The organism is Bacteriovorax sp. Seq25_V (assembly GCF_000447795.1).
Classification (GTDB): Bacteria; Bdellovibrionota; Bacteriovoracia; order Bacteriovoracales; family Bacteriovoracaceae; genus Halobacteriovorax_A.
This window is the reverse complement of sequence record NZ_AUNI01000014.1, coordinates 279179-302873: the sequence shown is the minus strand read 5'-3', so window position 1 is coordinate 302873 and position 23695 is coordinate 279179. Positions and strand designations below refer to the sequence as shown.

25 protein-coding genes are annotated in these 23695 nt (G+C 36.4%); 10 read left to right on the top strand and 15 right to left on the bottom strand.

Translation table 11 applies throughout. The features are described from left to right. Positions 1-21 precede the first annotated feature (21 nt). From M900_RS07715 to M900_RS07690, 6 genes are read right to left on the bottom strand one after another with little or no spacing between them, the layout of a single operon-like run. Positions 22-3189 (bottom strand): efflux RND transporter permease subunit, encoded by a 3168-nt coding sequence (locus M900_RS07715; RefSeq protein WP_034731851.1) that lies wholly within the window; start codon positions 3187-3189, stop codon positions 22-24. A 9-nt stretch (positions 3190-3198) separates the two neighbouring features. Further along, a complete protein-coding gene (locus tag M900_RS07710) occupies positions 3199-3828 on the bottom strand; it encodes a hypothetical protein (protein WP_021274062.1) in 630 nt (209 codons plus the stop codon). 12 nt (positions 3829-3840) lie between these two features. Beyond that, positions 3841-5034 carry a TolC family protein gene (locus M900_RS07705; protein WP_021274155.1) on the bottom strand — a complete coding sequence of 398 codons (1194 nt, stop codon included), beginning with the start codon at positions 5032-5034 and terminating at the stop codon, positions 3841-3843. A gap of 44 nt (positions 5035-5078) precedes the next feature. After that, positions 5079-5405 carry a hypothetical protein gene (locus tag M900_RS07700; protein ID WP_021274152.1) on the bottom strand — a complete coding sequence of 109 codons (327 nt, stop codon included), beginning with the start codon at positions 5403-5405 and terminating at the stop codon, positions 5079-5081. A 41-nt stretch (positions 5406-5446) separates the two neighbouring features. Next, on the bottom strand, positions 5447-6613 hold the full coding sequence (locus tag M900_RS07695; RefSeq protein WP_021274218.1) for a hypothetical protein: 1167 nt from the start codon (positions 6611-6613) through the stop codon (positions 5447-5449). Between the two features lie 22 nt (positions 6614-6635). After that, positions 6636-7835, bottom strand: coding sequence for a TIGR03862 family flavoprotein (locus tag M900_RS07690; protein ID WP_021274242.1), 1200 nt, complete (start codon positions 7833-7835; stop codon positions 6636-6638). Between the two features lie 45 nt (positions 7836-7880). On the opposite strand from M900_RS07690, the gene M900_RS07685 reads away from it, so the two are divergent. The 3 genes from M900_RS07685 (at position 7881) to M900_RS07675 (ending at position 9061) form a co-directional block, all read left to right on the top strand. Beyond that, entirely contained in the window at positions 7881-8252 is a 372-nt protein-coding gene (locus M900_RS07685) for a hypothetical protein (protein ID WP_021274023.1), read from the top strand. Further along, the gene (locus M900_RS07680; protein WP_034731849.1) at positions 8249-8617 is read left to right on the top strand and encodes a hypothetical protein; all 369 of its coding nucleotides are present in this window, start codon (positions 8249-8251) and stop codon (positions 8615-8617) included. Before M900_RS07685 ends, M900_RS07680 begins: the two co-directional genes overlap by 4 nt. A 114-nt stretch (positions 8618-8731) precedes the next feature. After that, complete coding sequence (locus M900_RS07675) at positions 8732-9061, top strand: SWIB/MDM2 domain-containing protein (protein WP_021274076.1); 330 nt, start codon at positions 8732-8734, stop codon at positions 9059-9061. 5 nt (positions 9062-9066) lie between these two features. Here the strand turns inward: M900_RS07675 and M900_RS07670 are convergent, their stop codons facing one another. After that, positions 9067-9759, bottom strand: a complete 693-nt coding sequence (locus tag M900_RS07670; protein ID WP_021274260.1) for an ABC transporter substrate-binding protein — start codon at positions 9757-9759, stop codon at positions 9067-9069. Between the two features lie 75 nt (positions 9760-9834). On the opposite strand from M900_RS07670, the gene M900_RS07665 reads away from it, so the two are divergent. Next, the gene (locus tag M900_RS07665; RefSeq protein ID WP_021274247.1) at positions 9835-11109 is read left to right on the top strand and encodes a chloride channel protein; all 1275 of its coding nucleotides are present in this window, start codon (positions 9835-9837) and stop codon (positions 11107-11109) included. 1 nt (position 11110) lies between these two features. Here M900_RS07665 and M900_RS07660 read toward each other — a convergent pair whose 3' ends face one another. Next, positions 11111-11854, bottom strand: coding sequence for a MipA/OmpV family protein (locus M900_RS07660; RefSeq protein ID WP_021274060.1), 744 nt, complete (start codon positions 11852-11854; stop codon positions 11111-11113). Between the two features lie 215 nt (positions 11855-12069). Between M900_RS07660 and M900_RS07655 the strand changes: the two genes are divergently transcribed. Then, positions 12070-12870, top strand: coding sequence for a phenol degradation protein (locus tag M900_RS07655; protein WP_021274290.1), 801 nt, complete (start codon positions 12070-12072; stop codon positions 12868-12870). Beyond that, positions 12870-13589, top strand: a complete 720-nt coding sequence (locus M900_RS17115) for a phosphatase PAP2 family protein (RefSeq protein WP_021274118.1) — start codon at positions 12870-12872, stop codon at positions 13587-13589. Before M900_RS07655 ends, M900_RS17115 begins: the two co-directional genes overlap by 1 nt. Here M900_RS17115 and M900_RS07645 read toward each other — a convergent pair. From M900_RS07645 to M900_RS17110, 4 genes are all read right to left on the bottom strand, one after another. Next, positions 13586-14098, bottom strand: a complete 513-nt coding sequence (locus tag M900_RS07645) for a lipocalin family protein (protein WP_021274184.1) — start codon at positions 14096-14098, stop codon at positions 13586-13588. The two genes, M900_RS17115 and M900_RS07645, sit on opposite strands and share 4 nt — an antisense overlap. 8 nt (positions 14099-14106) lie before the next feature. Further along, on the bottom strand, positions 14107-15486 hold the full coding sequence (locus tag M900_RS07640) for an NAD(P)/FAD-dependent oxidoreductase (protein ID WP_021274158.1): 1380 nt from the start codon (positions 15484-15486) through the stop codon (positions 14107-14109). A 65-nt stretch (positions 15487-15551) separates the two neighbouring features. After that, on the bottom strand, positions 15552-16466 hold the full coding sequence (locus M900_RS07635) for an aminotransferase class IV (RefSeq protein WP_021274250.1): 915 nt from the start codon (positions 16464-16466) through the stop codon (positions 15552-15554). Continuing rightward, a complete protein-coding gene (locus tag M900_RS17110; protein ID WP_021274178.1) occupies positions 16424-16936 on the bottom strand; it encodes a rhodanese-like domain-containing protein in 513 nt (170 codons plus the stop codon). The genes M900_RS07635 and M900_RS17110 overlap by 43 nt, the downstream gene beginning before the upstream one ends. Positions 16937-17130: 194 nt before the next feature. Between M900_RS17110 and M900_RS07625 the strand changes: the two genes are divergently transcribed. The 3 genes from M900_RS07625 to M900_RS07615 are packed head-to-tail and all read left to right on the top strand — an operon-like array spanning position 17131 to position 19599. Beyond that, the gene (locus M900_RS07625) at positions 17131-18396 is read left to right on the top strand and encodes a CFI-box-CTERM domain-containing protein (RefSeq protein ID WP_021274192.1); all 1266 of its coding nucleotides are present in this window, start codon (positions 17131-17133) and stop codon (positions 18394-18396) included. After that, complete coding sequence (locus M900_RS07620) at positions 18386-18754, top strand: response regulator (protein ID WP_198295972.1); 369 nt, start codon at positions 18386-18388, stop codon at positions 18752-18754. Before M900_RS07625 ends, M900_RS07620 begins: the two co-directional genes overlap by 11 nt. A 5-nt stretch (positions 18755-18759) precedes the next feature. Next, the gene (locus M900_RS07615) at positions 18760-19599 is read left to right on the top strand and encodes an alpha-ketoglutarate-dependent dioxygenase AlkB (RefSeq protein WP_052600792.1); all 840 of its coding nucleotides are present in this window, start codon (positions 18760-18762) and stop codon (positions 19597-19599) included. On the opposite strand, the gene grxD is transcribed toward M900_RS07615, so the two are convergent. From grxD to M900_RS07600, 3 genes are read right to left on the bottom strand one after another with little or no spacing between them, the layout of a single operon-like run. Next, complete coding sequence (grxD, locus tag M900_RS07610; protein WP_021274162.1) at positions 19600-19986, bottom strand: Grx4 family monothiol glutaredoxin; 387 nt, start codon at positions 19984-19986, stop codon at positions 19600-19602. A 22-nt stretch (positions 19987-20008) separates the two neighbouring features. After that, positions 20009-20272: a BolA/IbaG family iron-sulfur metabolism protein gene (locus M900_RS07605; RefSeq protein WP_021274199.1), complete on the bottom strand. Its 264-nt coding sequence runs from the start codon at positions 20270-20272 to the stop codon at positions 20009-20011. A gap of 13 nt (positions 20273-20285) precedes the next feature. Beyond that, positions 20286-20579 carry a hypothetical protein gene (locus tag M900_RS07600; RefSeq protein WP_198295970.1) on the bottom strand — a complete coding sequence of 98 codons (294 nt, stop codon included), beginning with the start codon at positions 20577-20579 and terminating at the stop codon, positions 20286-20288. Between the two features lie 213 nt (positions 20580-20792). Here M900_RS07600 and M900_RS07595 point away from each other — a divergent pair, with 213 nt between their 5' ends. After that, entirely contained in the window at positions 20793-23693 is a 2901-nt protein-coding gene (locus M900_RS07595; protein ID WP_021274126.1) for a helicase C-terminal domain-containing protein, read from the top strand. The last annotated feature ends 2 nt before the right edge of the window (positions 23694-23695 follow it).

Sequence of the window (23695 nt, the reverse complement as noted above, 5' to 3'; positions counted from 1 at the left end):
ATTTTTATAAATTACTATAACTCAATTTATCTGAGAAATGTTGTCCCCATTTAACTGGAGCAGTTTAATTTCTTTAGGCCGCATATATTTAATAAACAACCCGTAAAGACTTGGAAGAACAATTAAAGTTAGTATCGTGGAGGAGATAATTCCGCCTACTACTACAGTCGCTAGAGGTTTTTGAACTTCTGCCCCAAGGCCAGTTGAGAACATCATAGGAAGAAAGCCAAAGATATCAGTAAGTGCAGTCATGAGAACTGGGCGTAGCCTTGTCATTGCACCCTCTTTAATAACATCCTCTACATCCTTACCGTCATTAATTAAGCGGTTGAAGTAAGTAACTAACACAACTCCGTTAAGTATACTTATTCCACACAGGGCAATGAAACCTACACCAGCAGAGATACTAAAAGGCATTCCCATTAGATTAAGTGATAATACTCCTCCTATGAGGGCCATCGGAGCACAAGTAAAGATCAAGATAACTTGAGCAATATTTTTAAAAGCAGCATATAACATCGCTAAGATTAGAAGTAAGGCCAGCGGTACTAGGACAGCTAAGCGCTCCTTCGCACTTTGAAGGTTTTTAAAGCTGCCACCCCATTCAATATAATAACCTTCTGGGAGTTTTATTTTTTCTTCTACAGCGAGAATAGCCTTTTTTACAAAGCTTTCAATGTCGCGAACTTCGGGGTTAATAAGTACGGCAACTCTTCTTTGCGAGTTTTCTCTACTTACTGCTGAGAAAGTTTCTGTAAAATCAATTGATGCAACTTCCTCGATTGGTACTGTGTATCCATCAGAAATTCCTACGGGAAGTTTCTTGATTATTTCAATATCTCGGCGTTCATCATTCGAGAGTCTTGTGATGATTGGAAATTTCTTAACTCCATCATATATGTGACCAACTTCCTGACCTCCAATTGCTGTACTTATAGCATCAAGTACTGGCCGTGCTGTGACACCAAGTTCTGATAGCTCTTTCATTTTTGGCGTATATTGTAGAAGAGGGGATTTTCCTTTGGACTCTGATTCGGCCTCTCCAGCTCCTGGAATTTCAGCAACAACTTCTGCAACTTCTTTAGAATAATAAATAAGTTTGTCTAAATCTTCCCCAAAAATCTTTGCAGAGACACTGGCCCTTGTTCCTTCTAGTAATTCATTGAATCGTAGTTGTACAGGTTGAGAGATCATTGTAACCTGGCCAGGTACTCTTAACTCTAAAGATTCTTTGATTTCTCGAATTAGATCAGCCTTGGTATTAATATGATCACCTTTTGGCCAATCGCTTATATTTTTTAGCATGACATAGGAGTCGGAAATGTTAACACCCATTGGATCTGTTGCTACTTCTGCAGCCCCCGTTCTTGCAAATACATTTTTTACTTGAGGAAACTCTAAGATGACCTTCTCTGATATTCTTTGTAGTGCAACTGAATTGTCCATGCTGATATTTGCTGGCCTAATAAATTGAATCGCGAAATCTCCTTCATCAAGCTGCGGGATAAATTCTGAACCGAGTCTAGCGAAAAGAATGACTCCTGCAATTATTGAGGTAAGACCAAGCCCGAAAACAAGTTTCTTAATTTTTAGAGCTTGCTCTAGAATAGGGCGAAACAAATTCTGTGCTGCTAACATCAGAAATGGTGTCTTGTCACGTGTTTTACCACTTAGAATCGTAGCCGCAAGAGCTGGGACAAATGTGAAAGATAGAACAAGTGCACTCGCTAGCGCCATAATGAATGTCATTGCCATAGGTCCAAACATTTTTCCTTCGACTCCTGTGAGAGCAAATAATGGGATGAAAACAACGATCACAATAAGTTCGCCAAAACCTGCTGCAGATCTGATTTCAATGGCCGAGTCAATGACAATTTGTTTGACTTCTTCACGAGTAAGTTCACGTTTTAGAAGTTTTCCCTGTTGCTGTAACCGGTGGACGCAATTTTCAATGACAATTACTGCTCCATCAACGATGATCCCAAAGTCAAGAGCTCCTAAACTCATCAGGTTTCCTGAGACATTTTGCCATTTCATTAAAATGAAAGTCATTAATAGGGAAATTGGGATGACAATCGATGTAATCAAGGCTGCGCGTAAATTTCCTACAAGAAGTAGGAGGAATACCATAACAAGGATAGCACCCATGATAAGGTTATGTTCAACAGTTGAAAGTGTTTTGTCTACCATGTTCGATCTATCGTATAGAACTTTTAGTTCAACCCAAGGGGGAAGATTTTTTGATATCTCTTCAAGTTTTGTTGCGACCCTTTGAGAAACAGTACGAGAATTCTCACCAAGTAGCATAAAGGCCGTACCAATTATTGATTCCTCTCCATTAACTGAAGCCGCTCCGGTTCTTATTTCCTTATCAAACTTTACTTCTGCGATGTCTTTAATCTTAATGATTCTTGATGTTGATAGTTTCTTGATGACGATATTTTTTATGTCGTCCTTAGTTTTGAGGAGCCCAGTCCCACGCACGAGGAGCTGTTCACCTGTTTGTTCAATATACCCACCACCAACATTGATATTTGTACTTTCGATTGCAATTGCAATATCATCAAAATGTATTCCAAATTCGACCATCTTTGCGATCTTTGGTTGAATGAAAAACTGTTTCTCAAAACCTCCAATCGTATTTACTTCGGTAACTCCTTTTACAGTGAGTAGTCTAGGCTTAATGTACCAGTCTTGAAGTGAACGCAACTCCATTAGTTGAATTAATCTTGCTTGCTCATCTTTTTCGACTTCTTTGGCCTCGATAGAGTAGTGAAAAATTTCTCCTAGCCCTGTGCTAATTGGTCCCATTTCAGGTGTAATACCTTCTGGAAGTTCTATCGTTTGAAGTTTTTCTAAAGCAAGTTGTCTTGCATTTAATATGTCTGTGTCTTCTTTGAAGATGACTGTTACTTGAGAAATTCCATATCGAGAGATCGAACGAATCGTTTCTACTCCAGGGATTCCATTCATTGAGTATTCGATTGGAAATGTTACCATTCTTTCTATTTCTTCTGGGACTAGTCCTTTGACTTGTGTGTTTATTTGAACCTGTGTGTTTGTAATGTCAGGAACAGCATCAATTGACAGCTCATTAAATGATTTAATACCAAATAGTATTAGCATTAATGTTACCAAGAAAACGAACATTCTATTTCTGACAGAAAATTCAATTATTTTATTTATCATTTTTATATCCTAGTGAGAGTGGCCGTAGTTTGCCTTGTCTGTAGAGAAGACATCTGAAACACGCAGGAGTTCAATACCTTTAATGACAATTTGATCTCCGAATTGAAAATTTTTAATTTTGATATTTATCTTATTCTCATGTGCTTCTTTTGCTTCGATGAGATGGAATTTAAAGTATCCATTTCTATAGATATAAACTCCTTCTTTATCTTTTGTTTGGACAAGAGACGACTTTGATATTTCAATGTTTTTTGAAGTCACGGTCTTTAGCTCGATCTTTAGAGAGGAAATCGCTTCATTAGATAATTTAAAACCTTTTTCCTCTGAGACATCTTGTATTGCTTTGTTTTTTCCGGTCTTATCTTCATGTTCGTGATCGTCGTGAGCACCTTTTTTGTCGTGATCGTCGTGATCGTCGTGAGCGTCGTTAGCACCTTTTTTGTCGTGATCGTCGTGTTCATCGTTGTCATCATGATCGTCGTGATTATTGTGATCGTCATGTTTATCATGTTTTTTTTCTTTAGCCTGTTTTTGCTTTACTTGAATCTTTTCTTGATCATGATCATGTTTATGCTCTTCATTTTGAGCATAAGATGTAAATGAAATGATTAATGCGAAAATTATATTATATATTATCATTTTAACTCCGTTTTAAAATTTGAAAGAATCAAGTGTTCCGTGAAATTCATTGATTTTTAGATAGGCCTCGATAAGACCATGTTCGAGATCATGTCTTGTTTCGCTAAATTCAATAAGCTGTCGATGGGTTTCGATGACTAGATTTGTTGAAATGATTCCACGCTTAAAAAGTTTCTCCATTCTTTTATGCTTTTCTTCAAAACTTCTTTGACTCCCTATTTTTTCCAAGGTTTCAAGTAGGTCTTGGTATTTTGTAATCCAGCTTTGATATCGAATTGCAGTCTCCTCTTCAGATGATTTTTTTATCGCACGTGTTAAGTTAAGATTCTTTAACATACGCTCTTTTCTAGCTGTGTTTTGATTGAAGACAGGGATATCAAAAGAGATATTCACACCATAGATTTTTTCTCTATTATCGAGAATTACTTTTGGACCTATTTCAATATCAGGATAGCTTTGCGATCTTTCTAGTTCATATGAATAGATTGAAGTTTCTAACTTAGAATTGATTAACTTGAGCTTTGGATAGTTGGATAGATCTTTTGTTGGAGATAACTCTTTCCATGATCTAAGGTCAAGATTAAAAGCGCTTGAAGTTAATTTGCAATTAGTCTGTGCTTTAAATCGAATGAGTCCTTCTTTTTCTTTTTTCTCTGAACTGAGCTTAGATATTTTAAATTTGTAATCACTGATGACTAATTCTAGGGTATCTCGCTCGACTATCTTTTCAGGTGATAGTGTTTTACTTTTTGCTAGTGAGTCTAAGATTTTTTTAAATGCTTCTAGCGATTCTGTATAGAGAGGTAAGATTTCATTCAAGCGATGTAATTCGTGAATATCTAGAATTGTCTCAATAAGAATTTCTTGATTTTCAAAATCGATGATATTTTTTTGCAATTCATTGTTTTTCTTGGCCAGAGAAATTCTGTTTTGTCTTTTTCCGCCAAGTTCAAACTTTTGCATAATACTGACTTCGGTAGTCTTCTCACCATTGATTTCTCTTTCGACCTCAAGTCTAGGATTTGAAATAGTGGAGGCTATCTCGATGTCTATATTAGCATTGGCAAGGGAAGTCTGGTTCGCCTTAATATTAGGGTGGTTACTCTTTATTAGTTGGTATATCTCTCTTGGAGAGTTTATTTTGCAATTAGCACTTATATTGTATGCGACGAGCATATTGCAAAGTACAGTTAATGTTCTTTTCATTGATAATTCCTGTTCAATTAAATAATAAATTAATTTAAGCGGAATTAAGCGAGTGGGGGTCTTAGGTTTCTTGATAGATATGGATTTTTATAGAAGTCTAGTTTTGGAATATGTGAATTATTAATTATTACAGCTTCAGGTTTTGTTGAAATTGAATAATCTGTGAAAAATATGTTATGAAGCCCTGAGCAATGATGTTCACAGTGGCCACCTTCATCATGACAATCATCACTTTTGCAGTCAGCGAGGTCATTACTAGCTTTCGTAATTTGCTGTGCTTGATCGTGAGTATTTGAGAACTCCAGCTCATTGAATAAGCCTAAAGATAAGCAGAAAAGGGAAATAAATGTGAGAAAAATTCTAGTTTTCACATATTGAGAATAGCAGTAAAACTTTTCTCAAGTCAAGTAGACTAGAACTTCTGATTAGTTACCGGGCAAATAAAATTTGTTAGTGCCTCGATGTAGCGAGCCTCAAAACTCTCTTTGCTCTCTGAGGCAATTTCGATAAATTTCGACCTTTTAATTTCAGCGAATACATCAAACGGGATATAGGCCTCAAGTTCAGAGAGTCCACCTGGAAGTTGAGCAATGAGTGCGCCAAAGGCACGACAGTAACCAAAGGCCTGGTCCTGTCTTTTATAACCATCAAAAAGGGCGCTAACAATCTCAGCTTTTTCTTCGGTTGAGAGAAGATTACTTTTTCCCATCTCTTCTCCCCATTGATCCATGAATGGCCCGACAGGAATTAGAAACTTATGTGACTTTCTAATGCATTTTGGTTGTCTCATCGACATATGACGATGATTCTCTTTAGAGGAAAACTCTTTGTTCACTCTGCCCGTATAGACGAGAATATTCGAATAAGCATCATTGAGATCATGGCCAAGACGATAAATTCTCTTACAGAATGGATCTTCAGTATTCATATTCCATTGAACCATGACTCTATCAAGGTCACCAAAGTTGTGGGCCATTAGTGGAGCTGCTCTTAGAAAATTTATATGATCACGATCCTCTCTCAGTTGGATGAGAAGATCCTCTTCCTTCTTTATTTCAGCAAGAATTACATCCGCTACTTCTTCAGCAAGTTCTACTTGTTTATGTTTTATGAGCGCGCAATAAGCACCTATCGCGACACTGAGCCAAGTGCCTTCATGAGTACTCATGACTTCATTGTTAATTCTGTTATATGATTTTCTATTCGTTACTTGAGCGTAATCCCATGTCCATGAGTCAATTGTAATTCTTGCCATCTTCTCAATGTACTTCATAATTGATTGATGCTTCCAAAGTCCTTCTCTAATTTGATTATCAACATCTGTAGGAACAAATGTACCGGCCGTTGTCCAGTGAGCGGCCATACAAATATGAAAGTACTCAGCTAGATTGATATGTCCTAGGGCCTTTAAATTCTTTTTGTAGAATCTTAGTTTTTCGAGGTAGGCGCGCTTTTCGCCTGAAGTATCGAGTTCACCTTCAAAGAGAAAAGGTGCAGTGTTTTCTACATGCTTCAGCAGAATATTTGGTGCTATACCATTAAGTTCAAAACCTGATTGTAATTTCTTTTTCTTTGCCATGCTTACCTATAACAAGAAAATATCAGTTGTTAAAGTAGTTTGAACAAATGTAGGCAGTGGAAAAACATCCCTGAATGAGATAACCACCTGTTGGTGCGTCCCAGTCTAGCATTTCACCTATTGCAAATAGTTTGGGATATTTTTTTATCTGGCAAAACTCATTAATTTCAGTCATCGCAATTCCACCTGATGTCGAAATTGCTTCATCCATAGGAGTTGTTGACTCTAGCGTTAGTGGTAGATTCTTGATGAATTTTACTATGTTCTTAGGTTCTTGATAATCTTCTTGTGTTGTAACTGCTTTTAGAAGATTTAACTCAATCTTTGTGAGGTTTAAAGTTTTTCGAAGAAAGTTGCTATATGAATTTTTCTTTCGAGGTATTTTGAGCTTTTCAATTATCTGTTCTTCTGTGAGATCTGGCTTGAGATCTACATATAGTTTCGCCTGGCGATACTGATCTATTTCTTGGCGGAGTTCCCTGGAGATTGCGTAAACACCACTTCCTTCGATCCCATATTTCGTTAGCATGACCTCTCCACGTTTTTCATGCTCTTTAAATTTGACGGTGACATTCTTGACGTGTGTGTTTTCGATGGAGCTTTTGAACTCATCAGGCCAGTTGATATTAAAACCACAGTTCATAGGAGTGAAAGGGACAATATGCACACCGATTTTAATAAACTCTTCTGCCCATAGCTTATTACAACCTGTTGAAGGCCAACTTGCTCCTCCCAGAGCAAATATGTGCGCATCAAAGTGATCTGTTCTATGTCCAGCGACAATGGGAATATGGTCTTCACTAAAATTTATAAATGGTGCATCTTTAATAAGAGTAAACTCTTTAAAATTTGTAAGCTTATCTTTCCATTTTTTTAAAAATTCACCGGCCGTCATTGTAGTCGGAAATATTCTTCCTGATGTCCCTGTAAATAATTCGACATCGAGATCCTTCTTACACCACTCAATAAGATCAGAGTTTGAAAATTTAGAAAGTGCATTCTCAAAGAATACTTGGTTCTCTCCATAGCGTGTTACAAAAAACTTATGATCTTCACTATGTGTGATATTAAGGCCAGAGCTTCCGGCAATAAGAAACTTCTTTGCAATTTTAGATGTACGTTCAAAGACAGTAACCTGATGTCCTTTTTCAAGTAATTTTAGAGCACAAAAAAGGCCCGCTACTCCAGCTCCATAGATTGCAATATTTTTAGTCGTATCCATTAATAAACCATAGCACAATAGTTCTTTATATTGTAGGTTTTGAATATGGGTAAAAAAAAATTCATTGTTAAGTTTTCTGCATTCTTTCTGGGCTGTTATTGCTGTGTACTTTTAAGAGAGTATTTTGGTCTAAATGCAGTCATTTCTTCCTGTCTCGTAGGTCTTTTTGGTACATTTCTCCCTGTGCAAAAATTTGGAAATAAAAGTCGCATTGAGGCCGCAATATATGCAGGAAGTTTTGCTGGAATGTGTTCTGCTGGTGTTTTAAGTGGAGCTTTGCAAATCTTTTTACTTTCAATATTAGGGGGGACTTTCTTTCTTCTTACTGAAAATATTCTTCATGGGCTTGGTGGAAAACTTGGAACGATTGCTTTTATTAGCGTTTCCTTGGTCTATCTTATCAAGGGAATAATGTGACTATCGCAATTTCAATCATAGCTTCGCTATTAACATTTAAATTCTCACATTTTCTAAGGATTGGAATAGTGAGAGCATCTACCCTCGTCACATTGTTTTTCTATGTAATCCTACTTTTTATAAGAACTCATATTGTCTTCGATTTTGAATATTTCTTGGCCCTTGTCTTTGGTGCAAGTTTCGTGGGGATGAGCTGTCCAAATCGAGTTGGTTTCCTCGGGGTTTTTCTTGGGAGTATTATTTACTCAGGGCTATTTCATTTTCTCGTTCCGATGCTTACTGGCTTTGGTGGTGCACTTGGGCTAAGTGCTTTTCTGGGTTGTGTTGTTGCTGTGTGTCTTCGCCTCTATATTATTCGAAAATAAAAAACAATCATAATTCCAATAGGTTAGTTAAAGTATTTTGTCTTTGGCATTAAAGGTCTACTTATGAGACAATTCTTGAAATTTAAAAATAACGTATTTTGAAAGGATTTAAAAATGACTGAAGAGAAAGGATTAAAAAAACCAGTAAAACTGAAAAGTGAACTTGCGCAAATGCTAGGTGAAACTGAACTTCCAAGAACTGAAATTACAAAGAGACTTTGGGATTATATCAAAGAAAATAAACTACAAACTAAAACTGAAAATGGTAAGCCAGAGAATGCTGGTAAGTTCATCGTTGCAGATGCGACTTTACTTCCAATTTTTAGAAACACAAAATCAACAAGTAAGTCAGGTAAATTAACAGATCTAACTTCTATGAAAGAAGGGCAGACTGTAAACATGATGCAAATGGCTGCTATTGTTGGTGCAAATATCGAAGCGTAATTTTTCTATTTTATAATATGGTACTGTTGGTAGATCTTATCAACAGTGCCATTCTTAATTAATTTATTTAAGCCTCTGTTAAATTTAAGCATAAGATTTTTTTTGTGAGATGCCGATCTAATATCCCATTTCTTAATCGTGAGGTTAGTGTAGACCTTCACTTTTGGCTTAACTTTTTGAGATAAGTAGTGAAGCAGGTTTACTTCTCCAACGATATAGTCGACTCTCTTTTTTTGTAACGACTCTATTTGTCCTTCTCTGTCTGAGGTTTCAATATAACTCTTGGCCTGTTTAATTACTTTTTGAAACTCTGGACCAAGATAATTACTGGCCCCTTGATAGGCAAGGATACGCTTGTCTTTGAAATCTTTTAGCGAGATTTTCTTATTATACAGACTAATAACCACATCTGAATACTTATGAAATGGCTCTGAGTAGTATGCTTGACTATTATCTCCATCAATACGTGTGATTGGAGTGGCGAAATCAGTGATTTTACTTTTAAAGTTTTTTACAAGACGGCCGTACGAATAGTAGTGGCATTCTATTTCTTCACCTTCTTGCCTGAAAGATTCTCTTATTATATCAATTTCCGCCCCTGTACAGTCACCATTTGACCAAGGGGGACTATAGTGAGTTGCAACTTTAATTGGCTCATTTGCAAAAATTGAAAAAATTAGAGTAAAGAGTTTAATCATTTGTTCAGTATAGACTAAAAGCCTGCCTGTTTAAACAACTTTGACACTAAAGTTAGAGTCACTTATGCTTTATAAATGAAAATCTTTGAAAACCATATCCGCTGGGCATTTTTGAGTTCTATCTGTGGAGTACTTGCTGGAATTTCTTCAGCGATATTTTTAATTCTTTTAAAAATTATCACTGAATTTCGCCAAGAGAATATGTCTATCATCTGGTTCCTACCCGTAATAGGTTTGGCAATAGGATTTGTTTATTTTAGATATGGAAAAAATGTAGCCGGTGGTAATAACCTCATCATTGATGAAATACATGACCCACAAAAAATCATTCCAGTACGAATGGCCCCACTTATTTTAATAACAACTTTACTGACGCATCTTTTTGGTGGTTCTGCTGGAAGAGAAGGGACGGCCGTTCAAATGGCGGCATCACTTTCTGATCAATTAGCAAAATTTTTTAAGACTAGTTTTAGAATCACAAATGAAGAAAGAAAAATTTTACTTACGGCCGGAGCGGGAGCTGGGTTCGGTTCTGCAATTGGTGCCCCAATCGCAGGAGTATTTTTTGGGATGGAAGTGTTAAACGTAGGTAAGTTAAAAATATTCGCCCTCTATCAATGTATTATCGCTTCATTTGTTGGAACTTTTGTCGCGAGCTACCTGAATGCTCCTCATTCTATGTATTCTAAAATTACAACTTTCAACTTGAGTTTGCACAATCTTTTTTATCTTGTTCTTGCTGGAATTATTTTTGGATTATTTGCTAGGCTATTTTGTAGCGTTACTCATAAGATAGAAGCAATGAATGCTAAGTTTATTGGAATTCCATATTTAAGACCATTCATTGCGGGATGTATTCTACTTGGACTATATCATCTCGAAGGAAGTTTTCTCTATGCCGGGCTTGGACTTGAAACAATTGCAAAAGCTTTAGATATACCATCAAATTTTAGCCTTCCATTCTTTAAGCTAATCGCAACATCAATTACTGTTGGTTCAGGGTTTAAAGGAGGGGAATTTATCCCTCTTGTTTTCATGGGAACAACATTAGGTTCAGCACTATCTGTCTATTTCCCTTTAACTAATCAACTTTTAGGTGCACTTGGATTTGCTGCTGTCTTTGGTGCAGCTGCAAATGCTCCTCTCTCATGTACTATTATGGCCATAGAGTTATTTGGTTTTAATATAGCAACTCCAGCTGTCATCTGTTGTTTTATGGCCTATTACTTTTCAGGCTATAAAGGTATTTACAAGTCTCAAAAACTCATGCGAAAGAAGCATATTGGATTGCTAGAAAACATTCTTTGGCTTGGTGAATTACCACGAAAGTTTTTTAAGAAGAAGATATAGTTTAGAATTCGTAAACAATTCCTGTCATAAAATCTAGTTCCCTCGATCTTTTAACAGTTGGAGAGTTTGCGACTTGCTCTCCATATTTTCGGTAAGCGACGTTGATTCGAGTCATCCAACTACCTGAGAAGCGTGTGAGAAATGTCGATTGAAAACGGTATGACTTATCTTTTTTTCCAACATAAGCACTTCTACCAGGCTTTGATTCACTTTCTTTAACACCAAAGTAGTAATCGATATATTCGCTATCCCAAAACTCTATATCTCCCTGAAGGAGTATCGTTGTGTGTTTACCAATTGGAGCTGGAATAACCATTGAGGCAATCATAATTTCCGAATTACTTTTATTTTGTAAGTCTTTTAAAATTTTAAACTTAAAAAGTAGAAATCTTAAGGCAGCACCACCAAAGAGAGTTTTATGGCGATGGTCCATATCAAATGTATTATATTCATGACCACGGTAGTGGACGCGAATATCGAGGTCCCATAATAGACTACGATTAAAAATAATTTTCGCTCTATCTGGCTCTAATTCAAAGCGTGATAATTTAAATCTAATGAATGGAAATGGAGCAATAATTGGATCATTCTGTTTGAAAACAGTTGTGTCATCTTTTCTAATATTGGACTTTACTCTAATTCCTGCACCGATTTTCAGATTGTAGCTTTTTTCAGCGATTGAAAATGGACTAGCACTAGCGAAAAAAGAAAGAAAGAAAGTAAGTAGAGTAATCTTGAAAACCATCGATATATATTAACAGTTAGCTTTATTAAATGATAGAAGCAAAAATTATATTTTCAAGTAATAACTGTAGTTTTTCTGTCGGGTACTTCCATTTCTATAGTCTTAGCGGTACCATAGACTCTATGAAATTTATCATATTGCTATTCTTTTTTTTCAATGGAGCCAGTGCATTAGCTGACGATTGTCCCCGTTTTTATTGCCAAGAATATTATTTTTTGAAGTCTGAATTTTCGGCTGAAGAAATTGAATATGAAAAGAATAAAGTCGTTGTTGATGAAATAGAAAAAGAGAGTGAGTTTTTAAAAGTAGGACTGAAGAAAAACTTATTTCTAAATACTTACTTAAGTGTTGAACAGGCTCTTATTTACAATGGCAAATATGAAGAGTTTCATCTTAATATGCCGGTTAAGAAAAATAATCGAAAGTATTCATTAACAAGTTACCAAGAACCAACAATTTCTTTGGCACATTGGTTTGAACATAATATGCGTGAGAATTACTTTCACTCTCTCTATGCTACTTATAGACCAAAGTTTTATCGACCTAAGATAATAGAGTTTGGAAATGGAAGGCATCAAGTTCGTCTCGGATATAACTTCTTGCATGTTTTTAAAAAGTATTGGGTCGAGGGTGATATTTACACTGAGTTGTTTGGTCGAAAGAAGCTCATATTAACTGATACGAGTATTGAGGTAACTCCAGCATACACTGAGTTTGGAGTAAACTTTAAACTTGGATACTTTAAAGAGAAATGGAGATCATTTCTACAACTTGGTTTTGGGCAAACAACGAACTACTCTTCAAAATCAGACTTTATTGAAAGAGATAGTGATAAAGGTTTCGTAACTAATATTGGCTTGGGATACAACTACAGTTTTGCTCCTTCTTGGAATATCGACTTTAGGGGAGAAGCCATCACTAAAGTATTTAATGCAAAGGAAGAGGATCACAGCGCCGAGGTTGACTTCGAATACGAGGCCGTGAATGCTTCTCTATCTCTAAGGAGACTATTTTAATGAGAAGGTTTTTGATATTACTTTGTTATATTTTACTATCTTTTAATAGCCTCGCTGATAATTCTTCATGGGGATTGTGGGACGACTTCACAAGTCCATTAACGACAGATGCTAAGTATATTACCTTAGGAGGATTGGCTGCGTCGGCTCTTGTTGTCGCTTCCAAAGATCTTGATACTTACAGAAAAAGCGAGTCATTTGATGAAGCTCGTCCCTTTGGAAAGTATGGGATTATTGGAGAAGCAATTGGCTGGGGCTTTCTTAATGCTGGATATGCGACCTATTTTTACTTAGATGGTAAGTTTCGTGGAAATGAGACATCATATGAATTAAGTTCTCATATGGCTAAAGCATCACTTTTTTCACTCGGGTGGGTAATGATTGGGAAGACGTTCATAAAAGAGAAACGGCCGGGATATCCTGATGACGATAGTTCATTTCCATCAGGTCACTCTGCTGCAAGCTTTGCTTTTGCTTCTGTTGTTGCCGCAAGACATGGTTGGGGCTACGGGAGTGGGGCTTATGCATTAGCTTTCTTCATTGCTATGAGTAGGATCAATGATGACTTTCACTACCTTCACGATACTCTCGTTGGTGCAACAATTGGCGCAGCTTATGGCTGGGGAACTTTTTATAATTACGAAAATAAAAAATCTTACGTTATTATTCCTTCCCCAGTTTATGACGGAGCAAAACTTGATATTGTCTGGAATTTTTAGTTCTGTGGAACTTGCTCAAGCTTAGAAATATCATAGCCTATTTCTTTCAATCGACTTCTAATTCCAGTTAAGGTTTCGGCTGGGATTGTTTTATCTCTGGCCATAATCCAGACGTAGTTTTTACTTGGAACACCAACAACACACCATGAATAGTCCTTGGCGATATCGATGACTAGATAATCAAACTTCCAAGGAATCCAAGGGATTTTTATCTTCCAGTGCGCATTAGTATCTTTGTTAAAAACTTCTCCTTTTTGAGGATAGGACTTGATTTCTCCGTCAAATGAGTCAGCATTGTATTTGAAATCAATTTTTATATTATCGCCATCAAACATATATGTCTCGGTCGCATTATGTGCACCGATTTCAAACATGGTAGGGATATTTTCAATCACATACCATTTTCCCTGATATTTGTTTGTATCGATATATTCGACAGTTCTAAGTTCTTCAGCTGTATAATGAGAACAACTTGAAATCAAAAGTAATAAAGTAATAAGTTTAACCATATGAACTCCTAAAGTTTTAATGTGTTTAATGCGCCTCTTGCAATGGCGACAATTCCTTGACCTGGGAAAGTATAATCTCCAACAAGATAGGTGTTTTTATTCAAGGTGTTGGAGGGAAGAGAAAAAACATCAAAAATGTTTCTGATTATAATGCCTCCAACTTCACCCTGTGGCCTTTGGGTGAAATGTTCAAATGTTTTTGAGGAGGCAACACTATCAAAGAAAATTTCATCTTCCTCAATATTAAAATACTTTTTGAAAATATCTATAATAACTTTCTTAAAATTTTCTTTCATCTCAATAGTTATTAGTTTCTTTTTTGCATGGGTTGAAATGGTTACTAACTGATGTCCCTTGGTCGATCTCTTTGTGTCCATGACATCACTGGCCGAGATAAAAATTGAGTCTGTCTCAAGAATACTACTTTGATATTGGTCAAGGTGAATTTGATAGTGACTGTTAGTCAGTTTCTCTTGCGTGAAATAAAGATAAGAAGTGAGAGCTGTCCACTTTTGTTCTTTTTGAAGTTTTTTTGAAATTAAACCAGGCATAGTCGCAGAAATTAAAATATCTGTTTCAAAGTCATTCTTATCAGTTGTAATGCGATGACCCTGTTTTTTTTGCTGGGTCGAAATGACTTTGTGACGAAAATTGATGACCCCATTATTTTTAGCGATGAAGTTCTCTAATTCGAGGCAAAGAGTACGCATTCCTCCTTTTAAATGATATGTATCGCGAGGATAAAGGAAGCCCAGAATTCCAATGAAGGCCGGGCACTCTTTTGACTTTTGCTGAGTTGAGATCAGAAGTATTTGATCAATGAGTGCAATGAGACTTTGATTGTTTTTCCAATCGTTTGGAAGAATTTCAAAAAAACTCTTTGTGAATATTTTCGGTGTTAATATTAGCTTACAGTTTTTTGAAAATAAAAAATTAAAAATTTGAATTGGATTTATTTTTGGAAATGTATTGAAAATATTTAGGCACTCCCAAAGCATTTCCTCTTTTTTTATAAGTGATTTTAGAAAGGGAAGACTATGAATTTTAAAATTCTTGTCAAGCTCATTGGCAAGTTTATTTATATCAGCAAAGAAATTAAATTTAAATTCTGGATGTAGGATAACTATTGCATTATCTAGTTTTTCTACGTCGAGCTTTATTTTTAGCTCACGAAGAAGGATGTCCAGCGGGCGATTTTTCTTAAGTCCACTAAGTGTTGTTGCTCCTACATCGTAGTATCCTTCTTTTCTTTTAAAGTATCCTGCGCAACCACCACTGGCATAGTGTGATTCATAGATTTGAACTTGATGGCCGTGCTTGGCCCACAGGGCTCCACTAAATAGCCCTCCCATTCCAGCGCCAATAATAGTCACATCTTTTCTATCCATGTCTAACTATAGCATTTTCGATTGAATATGGCGTGGATGTCTAAGAAGTGTAGAGGATACTTTTTTTAGCGAGGTAGTTGAAACTTCGTTAAGTATTTGTTCAGGAGTTCAAGGCTTTTAATTCCTGGCCTTCCTGATCCGATAATATTTGTGTCTATTTTTACGACTGGAATAATTCTCTTTGTTGAGGAGGTGAGAAAAACTTCGTCAGCCTCGAGTAGTTGCTTGATACTGATATTTTCTTCTCTTACTTGAATATTATTTTCATGACATAGTTCAATTAGCTTTGCTCTTGTGATTCCACTGAGTAGTCCGGCCTTTAGCGCTGGTGTGTAGAATATCCCATTTTTGACAAGCCATACGTTACTAGTTGTTCCCTCTGTTACGTTACCATCATGATTGAGCATAATAGCATCGAATGCGCCCTTTGAAACCGCTTCATTGAAGGCCAGAATATTATTGAGGTAATTTCCCGATTTTATACTTGGGTCCATTGATTCAATCGCAGTTCTCTTCGTTTGGGCAACAACTACCTCCACACCATTTTGGTACCACCAGTTAGGGTTTTTTTGTAACGGACGACAGATAATAATTAAATTGTTTTTGCCTGCATTACTTGGGTCGAGTGTGATTTCACCTTCTCCACGAGTAATGATGATTCTGATATAAGATCTTGGCGCAGAAAGTTTTTTTAGGCACTTTGAAATCTCATGAACAATCTCTTCACGTGTGTAGTTGATTGGCATAAATAGTTTGGACGCTGAAATCCATAAGCGATCGAGGTGCTCATCAAGAAAGCACGGGTTCATCTCATAGGCATCGGTAACTTCGTAAATTGAGTCACCAAAAAGAAATCCTCTATCAAAGACAGAGACTTTAGCTTTTGAAGGATCAGTTATAATCTCTCCATTTATATTAATAACTTTGTTTCGTGTATTTATGGGAAAACCCCTTGATAGTCCTTTGGAAGGATATTCCATGCTTCATTTTCAATTCCAAGCTTGCGAGTTTGTTCTCCTTGGTTATCAAAGTAATAACCTGCCTGTGCCCAAGCTAGTGTTCCACCATTTAAGTTGAACGCCTTAAAGCCTTGGTTCATTAGTTTACTTGCATATTCGCTAGCATCTCCACCAATCGTTGAATATATATAAATATTTTTTCCAAGAAGACCTTTCTTTATTTTTTCAAATTGCTGACGAGTGATTGCCCCTGGAATCATGCTGATCTTCTGTTCTCTTATGTCTCTTGAATCGACAAGAATATTGAGGTCTGATTTTTCAGAGAGAATCGTCATTAGTTTTTCAGCTGTAACTGTGGTGACATTTGGAAATTTAATTCTAATTGACTTGGTCATTGCATCAATGATTTGAGGCTGATTCTCATAGCTTCTTGGGTTAATGCAACTTGTAAAAAATAATAAAATAAATACTACAGTTAAAAAGTTTTTCATGGCCCATTATTGGGCGATCTCAATCTCTTTGACAAGTAGAAACTGGTTCAGATGCTTGTCTGTTTAGAAAAAAAAATTGGGCGCTGTGCTATGTTTAGAATTAGATGGTAAGTATATGTAACTTTGGGGCCTGTTCATTTTAAGCTTAACTTAAAAGGTTTGACTAAAGGTGCTAGAAATCCGATAATTTTTCTATGTATAAAATCATTTTATTAGCACTTCTTACACTTATTCCGACTTTTAGCTACGGCTATAAAGTTGAAATGGGTGATGATGATGAGCCCATCGCTTATGGACGAAATACAGTCTCAAATAATTTTGAGCTTCTCGTAAAATCACAGGGTGATGGGGCAACTAAAGAGTCTGCTTATAAATTGTATATGCCATGGGCCCTGCCGGCTGGCGCATCCCATTACGCAACCAGTAGTTTGGGTGATTCTAGTAGTAGTACAGCTGGAATTATTTTTGATCTTGAGTTAACAGATGATAATCGAACAGATCTTGAGCTTTTTGTTGCCGTAAGAAATTCTTCTGACACCGAATATGTTATAAAAAAACAGCTTTCAACTTCATCACCATTTGTTTCTCTACAAGAGTTATGTACAGGAGATTCAACAGACTTAATTTGTACTGATTTAGATGCTAGTGGAAGTTACAATCTCAATAAAACAGTTGATTTTTATATGTACGTTTTCTACGCAGATGATGATAGTAATTTTGCTAGAAATTCTGAAATCAACCCATCTGATTCATCAGCAAGTAATGGTCTTTTTTTTAGAGCGTATTTTTCAAATGACGTTTCTGACTTGGCTAATGGGGGAGAGACGAGAGTTCAAACTCAAGAAATTGGTCGAGGAGATAAAAGTCTTCGAATTTCGTACACTGGTCTTATTGACGGTAATGATATTAACGTAGATCGTATTGCCGCATTTGGCTCTCTTGAGTCAGCTGGTCCAACAGCTACGTTCTACAAAATATTTGATGGAGCAAGTACATCTGATCGTGTGGAGATTAATAAACTTGAAAATGGTAATTCGTATTGTTTTCTATTAAAGTATATCAATCGTTGGGGACTTGTCTCAAGTAACGATGAGGTCCTTTCATCGAATTGTGGAACACCAACTGAGATCGAAAACCTAATCAAAGAAAAGTCTTGTTACTTTGTAACTGCTGGGTTTCAAGGAGATCATTACGTTCTCGAATACTTTAGACATTTTAGAGATACTGTTCTTGTAAATTATTTTTTAGGAAGAGCTTTTATTAATATCTATTATTCAACAGCTCCTCAATATGCACATTATATCTATGAGAGTCCATTTCTTTCGTTAGTTGTTAGAAGTATTTCTTATGTAATTTATTTTGTAATGAATTATATTGGATTTGTTTTATCTGGACTCACCAGCATCTTTGTTGGCTTGAATATTTGGAAAAGAACTAAAAATGACAGAAATGAAAAATAAAATTTTAATCATCGATGATGAGCCAGATATTTTAGAGTTGTTAGCTGAAGAACTTGAATATGAAGGCTTTGCAACAGCTTGTGCCGGTTCAGGTAATGATGCAGTAAGAATTCTTGAAAATGAGAACTTCGATCTGGTTATATCGGACTATAAAATGCCAAATGGTAATGGCAAAGTTGTTCTCGATTATGTTAAATCAATCCCTGAATCGCGAAGACCGGTATTCTTTTTCGTTTCCGGTCAAGCAGATATGTCATTTGAAGAAGCTCTGAATGAAGGGGTAAGAAAATTCTTTTATAAGCCATTCGATCTCGAAGAACTAATTGTGGCGATTAAAGAAGAAATCGTTAAGTCCTAGAAGGAATTATTATTAAAAATAATAAGAAGAAACGACAGCGTAGGGATATTACTCCAGGCCTTTATTATAATGCCGGTTTTCTAAATGGACCAAGTAAGACATCTTTGGTCCATGAAATAGAGTCTTTCTTTCCTATTTGGGAAGAGCGTTTTTCTAAATCAAATCCACCTCCTGAGGGAGACACATGGCGCTCACTTTTAAGACCTGTATATTGGCTTGGAAATTGGCAATTTGCTTGTCTTGATTATTTTCATCCTCCGCTAGGCCTCGAGTATCGTTGTGTTGACGCTGAACCTTTCCCTCCTTTTATGCAAAAGCTTGTTGATCAGATTGAAGCAATGACAAGGAAGATGGGTGGAAGTGAAGTTCCAAAGGATTGGAAGCTAAACACATGTCTAATTAACTATTACGGTTCAAAAATTGATAATGGAAGTGAAGTCGATATGGCCCGCGTTGGTGATCACAAAGATAGTGAGCCAGGACCTGTTGCATCTATTTCTCTTGGTGAGCGCGCCTTTTTTCAATTTGTAAAAGGACGTCCAACAGACCCTCGAAATGTTGTGATGGAGCAGTGGCTAGGAGATGGTTCTCTTTTAATTTTCTGGTCGAAGAAATTTAAGGAAGAACTATTTCATCGTGTTCAACGTGTTGAGAATAAGACTAAAGTTCTTTTTAATGATCATCTCGATGATTATAAAACTCGTCGAATTAATCTAACTTTTAGGTACGTACCTGATCAGTATATTTTTCCGTTATCAAAAATGCCTAATGAAAAAAGAGAAGATATTAATATCTATGTGGATAAGCTCGCCGAGAAATCAGAGTTCTGGCGAGCTCAGAAATAATTATTTTAAAATGTTTTGTAGATCACCTGAGTGAAACATCTCTGTGATGATGTCATTTCCACCAACTAATTCACCTTTAACATAAAGTTGAGGGAATGTTGGCCAGTTTGCATACTCTTTAACACCTTCTCTAATATCCATATCTTCAAGAATATTGAATGTCTTGTATGGAACGTTTAGTGAGTTTAAAATCGCAACTGTATTTGCAGAGAATCCACACATTGGCATATCAGATGTTCCTTTCATGAATAGGAAAACATCACTTGATTTGATTAGTGATTCAATTTGTTCAGTAAGTCCTAGTGACTTATCTACTGCGGATACTGCTTGTCCACCAGATTGTGGAACTTGATCATTGATAATGTTGAATGGATTATTATCTGACATATATTACTCCTGTGATAATAAATTATTGTACTTCAATTCCTTGCTCGCGAGCTTGGTCATGAGTTAGCGTTTTTAGTTGAACAGCGTGAAGGTCATCTTTAAATTTTTCTTTAAGAATATCCATTACCATTCTATGTTGTGCAAGAAGCATCTTTCCTTTGAATTCATCTGAGATAATAAGAAGGCCAAGGTGATCTCCTCCTCCTGTAAGGTCAGATACTGCTACTTTAGCGTCTGTTAGTTTTGTTGTAATTAATGCTTTAACTTCATCAAATAATGGAAACATTTTTAATCCTTAATTATTGTACTTTTTGAGCTACGGCCCAAAAGCTCGTAACAAATGTTAAAACTCTAAAGACCAGTGTCGTCCAACCAAGGGTCTTATGTTTTGAACGAATATCATCGTCGCCAGCAAGTAGGCGACGTCCTGTAATTATCATCAAGATATATAATATCACAGATCCAAGGGCAAAGAATAAGTGGATTTTTAACATCATTGTATTTGTTAAAACCTGAACGGCCTTGCCAATTGCACTTCTTGAAAGTTCAATTTGAAGAATAAGGATAATATCCCAAATTATTGCTGTGGCCATTACCTTTACGTGTAACTTGCGGTTAGTGCGTTGGTAAATACCAAAAATCATCAGAGACATAATCAAAAATGATTGAATCTGAAAAATGACTGCAGAGCTCATCTTTTTACCTTTTTCTATTTATTTGTAAGATCTAAAAGATAATTTAATTTATATATATTATCAATACGTATCACTATTGTTATGATGAATTGTCGAGGATAAGGGAGCGATATGTCAAAGAATAATGGAAATGGACTTGGACGCTGGGCGGTATTGGATATTGAAACCACTGGTGCAGATGCAGGAGTGGATGAAATAATCGATGTTGGTTTTCTTCAATATGAAGGAACAAAATTAATCAGTCGCTACGAATCTCTTGTGAGACCCTCTTTTGAAATTTCTCACTTCATTCAAAAGTTAACAGGTATAACCAACAAAATGTTAACAGGTGCACCTCTTTGGGATGATGTGATGGGGGATGTTCTCGAGCTGGACGGGCATTCTTTGCTAGCTCATAACGCTGACTTTGAAAGTTCATTTCTCGATCATCATTTTGATAATCTTATTGATCAAGAGGGACACCGTTGGGAAGATAGTATGTATTTTCTCTCAATTCTCTTTCCTCATTTAAGTTCTTTGAAGCTTGAGCACTTTATTCTTGGAATGGGATTAGCTGAAAAAGAGCTTCACCGTGGACTTCAAGACTCGATAGATCTTCTTAAAGTAATTCTTGTGACAACTTTAGTTGTGAAGGAAGATAAAGAGAAGCATGCTTTTATGAGTGTGCTTTTTAATAAGTATCAGCTTCAAGATTATTTCTATTACAAGTTTTTCAATCTCTATACTGACGAGATTCAAGAAATTTCTGATTCGATCAATTTTGATCCTTGGGCCCATATAGATACAGCACGTGAATGGCTCTATCCAAGCATCAAAGAGGAAGCAACTGAATATCACCAAAATTTTGATTTAAAATTTAGTGGAGAAAATGTTCGAAATATCTTTAGAGATGAACCAAAAGTTCAAGGTTTATTCCCTGGTTATCGCTTCAGAGAGTCACAAGAAGCATTGGCCTTGAAAGTAGGTCAGTCTTTTAAAAACCATGTTCATTCGATGGTTCAAGCTCCAACAGGAACTGGTAAGACGCTCGGTTACCTTGTTCCAAGTGCGCTCTTTGCACTTACTGAGCAGAAACAAGTTCTGGTGGCGACGGGAACAAAGACTCTTCAAAATCAGGCAATGCAAAAAGATGTTCCAGGCCTTCATAAACTCTTAGGTATTGGACCAAAAGATTTAAAGATCAGACAACTTGTTGGTTCAAGTAACCATCTTTGTGAACTACTTTTTAGACAGATTCAAAGTGAGAATTCACTTTTTAAAGGTGTAGGCGAAATTCGTGAGGCCTTTATAGATATGTATTTTGAAAGTCTTTTTTTTCATAACTCGCGAAGTGGTCTTACATCGATGATAAATCGTGATGATATTCCATTTGTTTTTAAGATGAAGATGCCCGAATTCAAAGATCGAGAAAAAGAACTCGCGGTAGACTTTAGAGCTTGTTCAGGCAGTCAGTGTCCTTTTAAAAATGAATGTACTTATATCAGAGGTCTACGTGAAGCTAAGGAAGCAGATGTTATTATCGGTAACCATGCACTGATGTTTTCGTGGCCTAAATCTTTTCCACGCCCAGCTTACGTCGTGGTAGACGAAGCACATAAAATTGAAAGTGAGTCGACGAGGGCCTTTACTCATGAGGTGAGTAATGGAGACCTTGAAAGTATGCAGAAGCAATTGATGAACCTTCAAGGTTTAGGTTCTCTTTTCTATCTACTATCGAATAAAGATAGCGAAGAAGGCGCCGAGGAAATTATCAATGATCTTCGTGTTCTCTCTGTCGATTGTGCCAAGATGGTCGCCGAACATATTTATGCTCTTCCAGATAAGATGGAGATGGTATTTAAGAAGATGCCTCGTTATACAGATAAGTATTGGAATGAACTTCCAATGATTTTAAATTCTGAAACAGAGCCTCTTCGTTTAAGTATTTTTCATCATCTCGAAAGTATTTATTTTATTTTGAAATCTGCATATGATGCCGTTTACCCATATACAGTGAAATGGCAGGCGCAAGATATGAATGGAGAAAGTGAAGTCACCGCATGGACTCGCTTTGAGGCATTCACTGGGCATCTCGAAGATCTTCTTCATGCTCTTAGTTATTTATTAAAAATTGAGAAGGCGACTTTTCCATTTTCTTTATCGATGAAGTTCCATCAAGACCAGGGATACCTCTTCACGGCTTCTCCTATTAATACGGGAAAAATTCTTCACGATCAGCTTCTACAAATTTCTTCAAGCGTTGTTTATACTTCTGCAACTCTCGCCAATGCCCATGGGGACATTGGTACAAAGGGAATGGAGTGGGCCACAGGATATCTTTATAGTGAGCCAGAAAGAAGATTTAAAACAGGGATGTATCTTCCGTCTGTTTATGATTACGAAAATAAAACACGTGTTTTTCTTTGTGACGATACACCTTCAATTTATGATGAAAGCTTCGTGCCAGATCTCTTTAATAAGCTTATTCCATTCATGGAAAGTATCAATGGCCGTAGTTTATTATTATTTTCGGCACGAGCTCGTTTTGAAAAGGCTGTGGAAATTTTATTAGAAAAGGTTGAAGGTAAACTTCCGGTCTTCATTCAGGGGATGGGCTCAAATATTATTGAAGAATTTAAGGCAGCTGGAAATGGTGTTCTTGTTGGGATGGAGAGTTTTGGAGAGGGGATTGACGTTCCAGGAGATGCGCTTCGTTTTGTTTTTATCGACAAAATCCCAGATCTTTCAATGGAGCAAGTAATTCGTTTTCGTCGTGAATTCTATGACTCAAATATAGGTAATGAATTTGATGATTACTATCTTGCACATCGAACACGAAGCCTGCATCAAAAGCTTGGAAGGCTTCTTAGAACCGAATCCGATTCAGGAAGTGTAGTGATTGTAGATAATCGCGTACGCAAATGGAAGAACTCGACAATGTCGAAGCTTGTTAAGCAGATGGAACCATATAGACTCTTTAGGACCAACTTTGATCAGGCCTTAAAAGAGTCTGGTGATTTCATTTTAAAATAGAT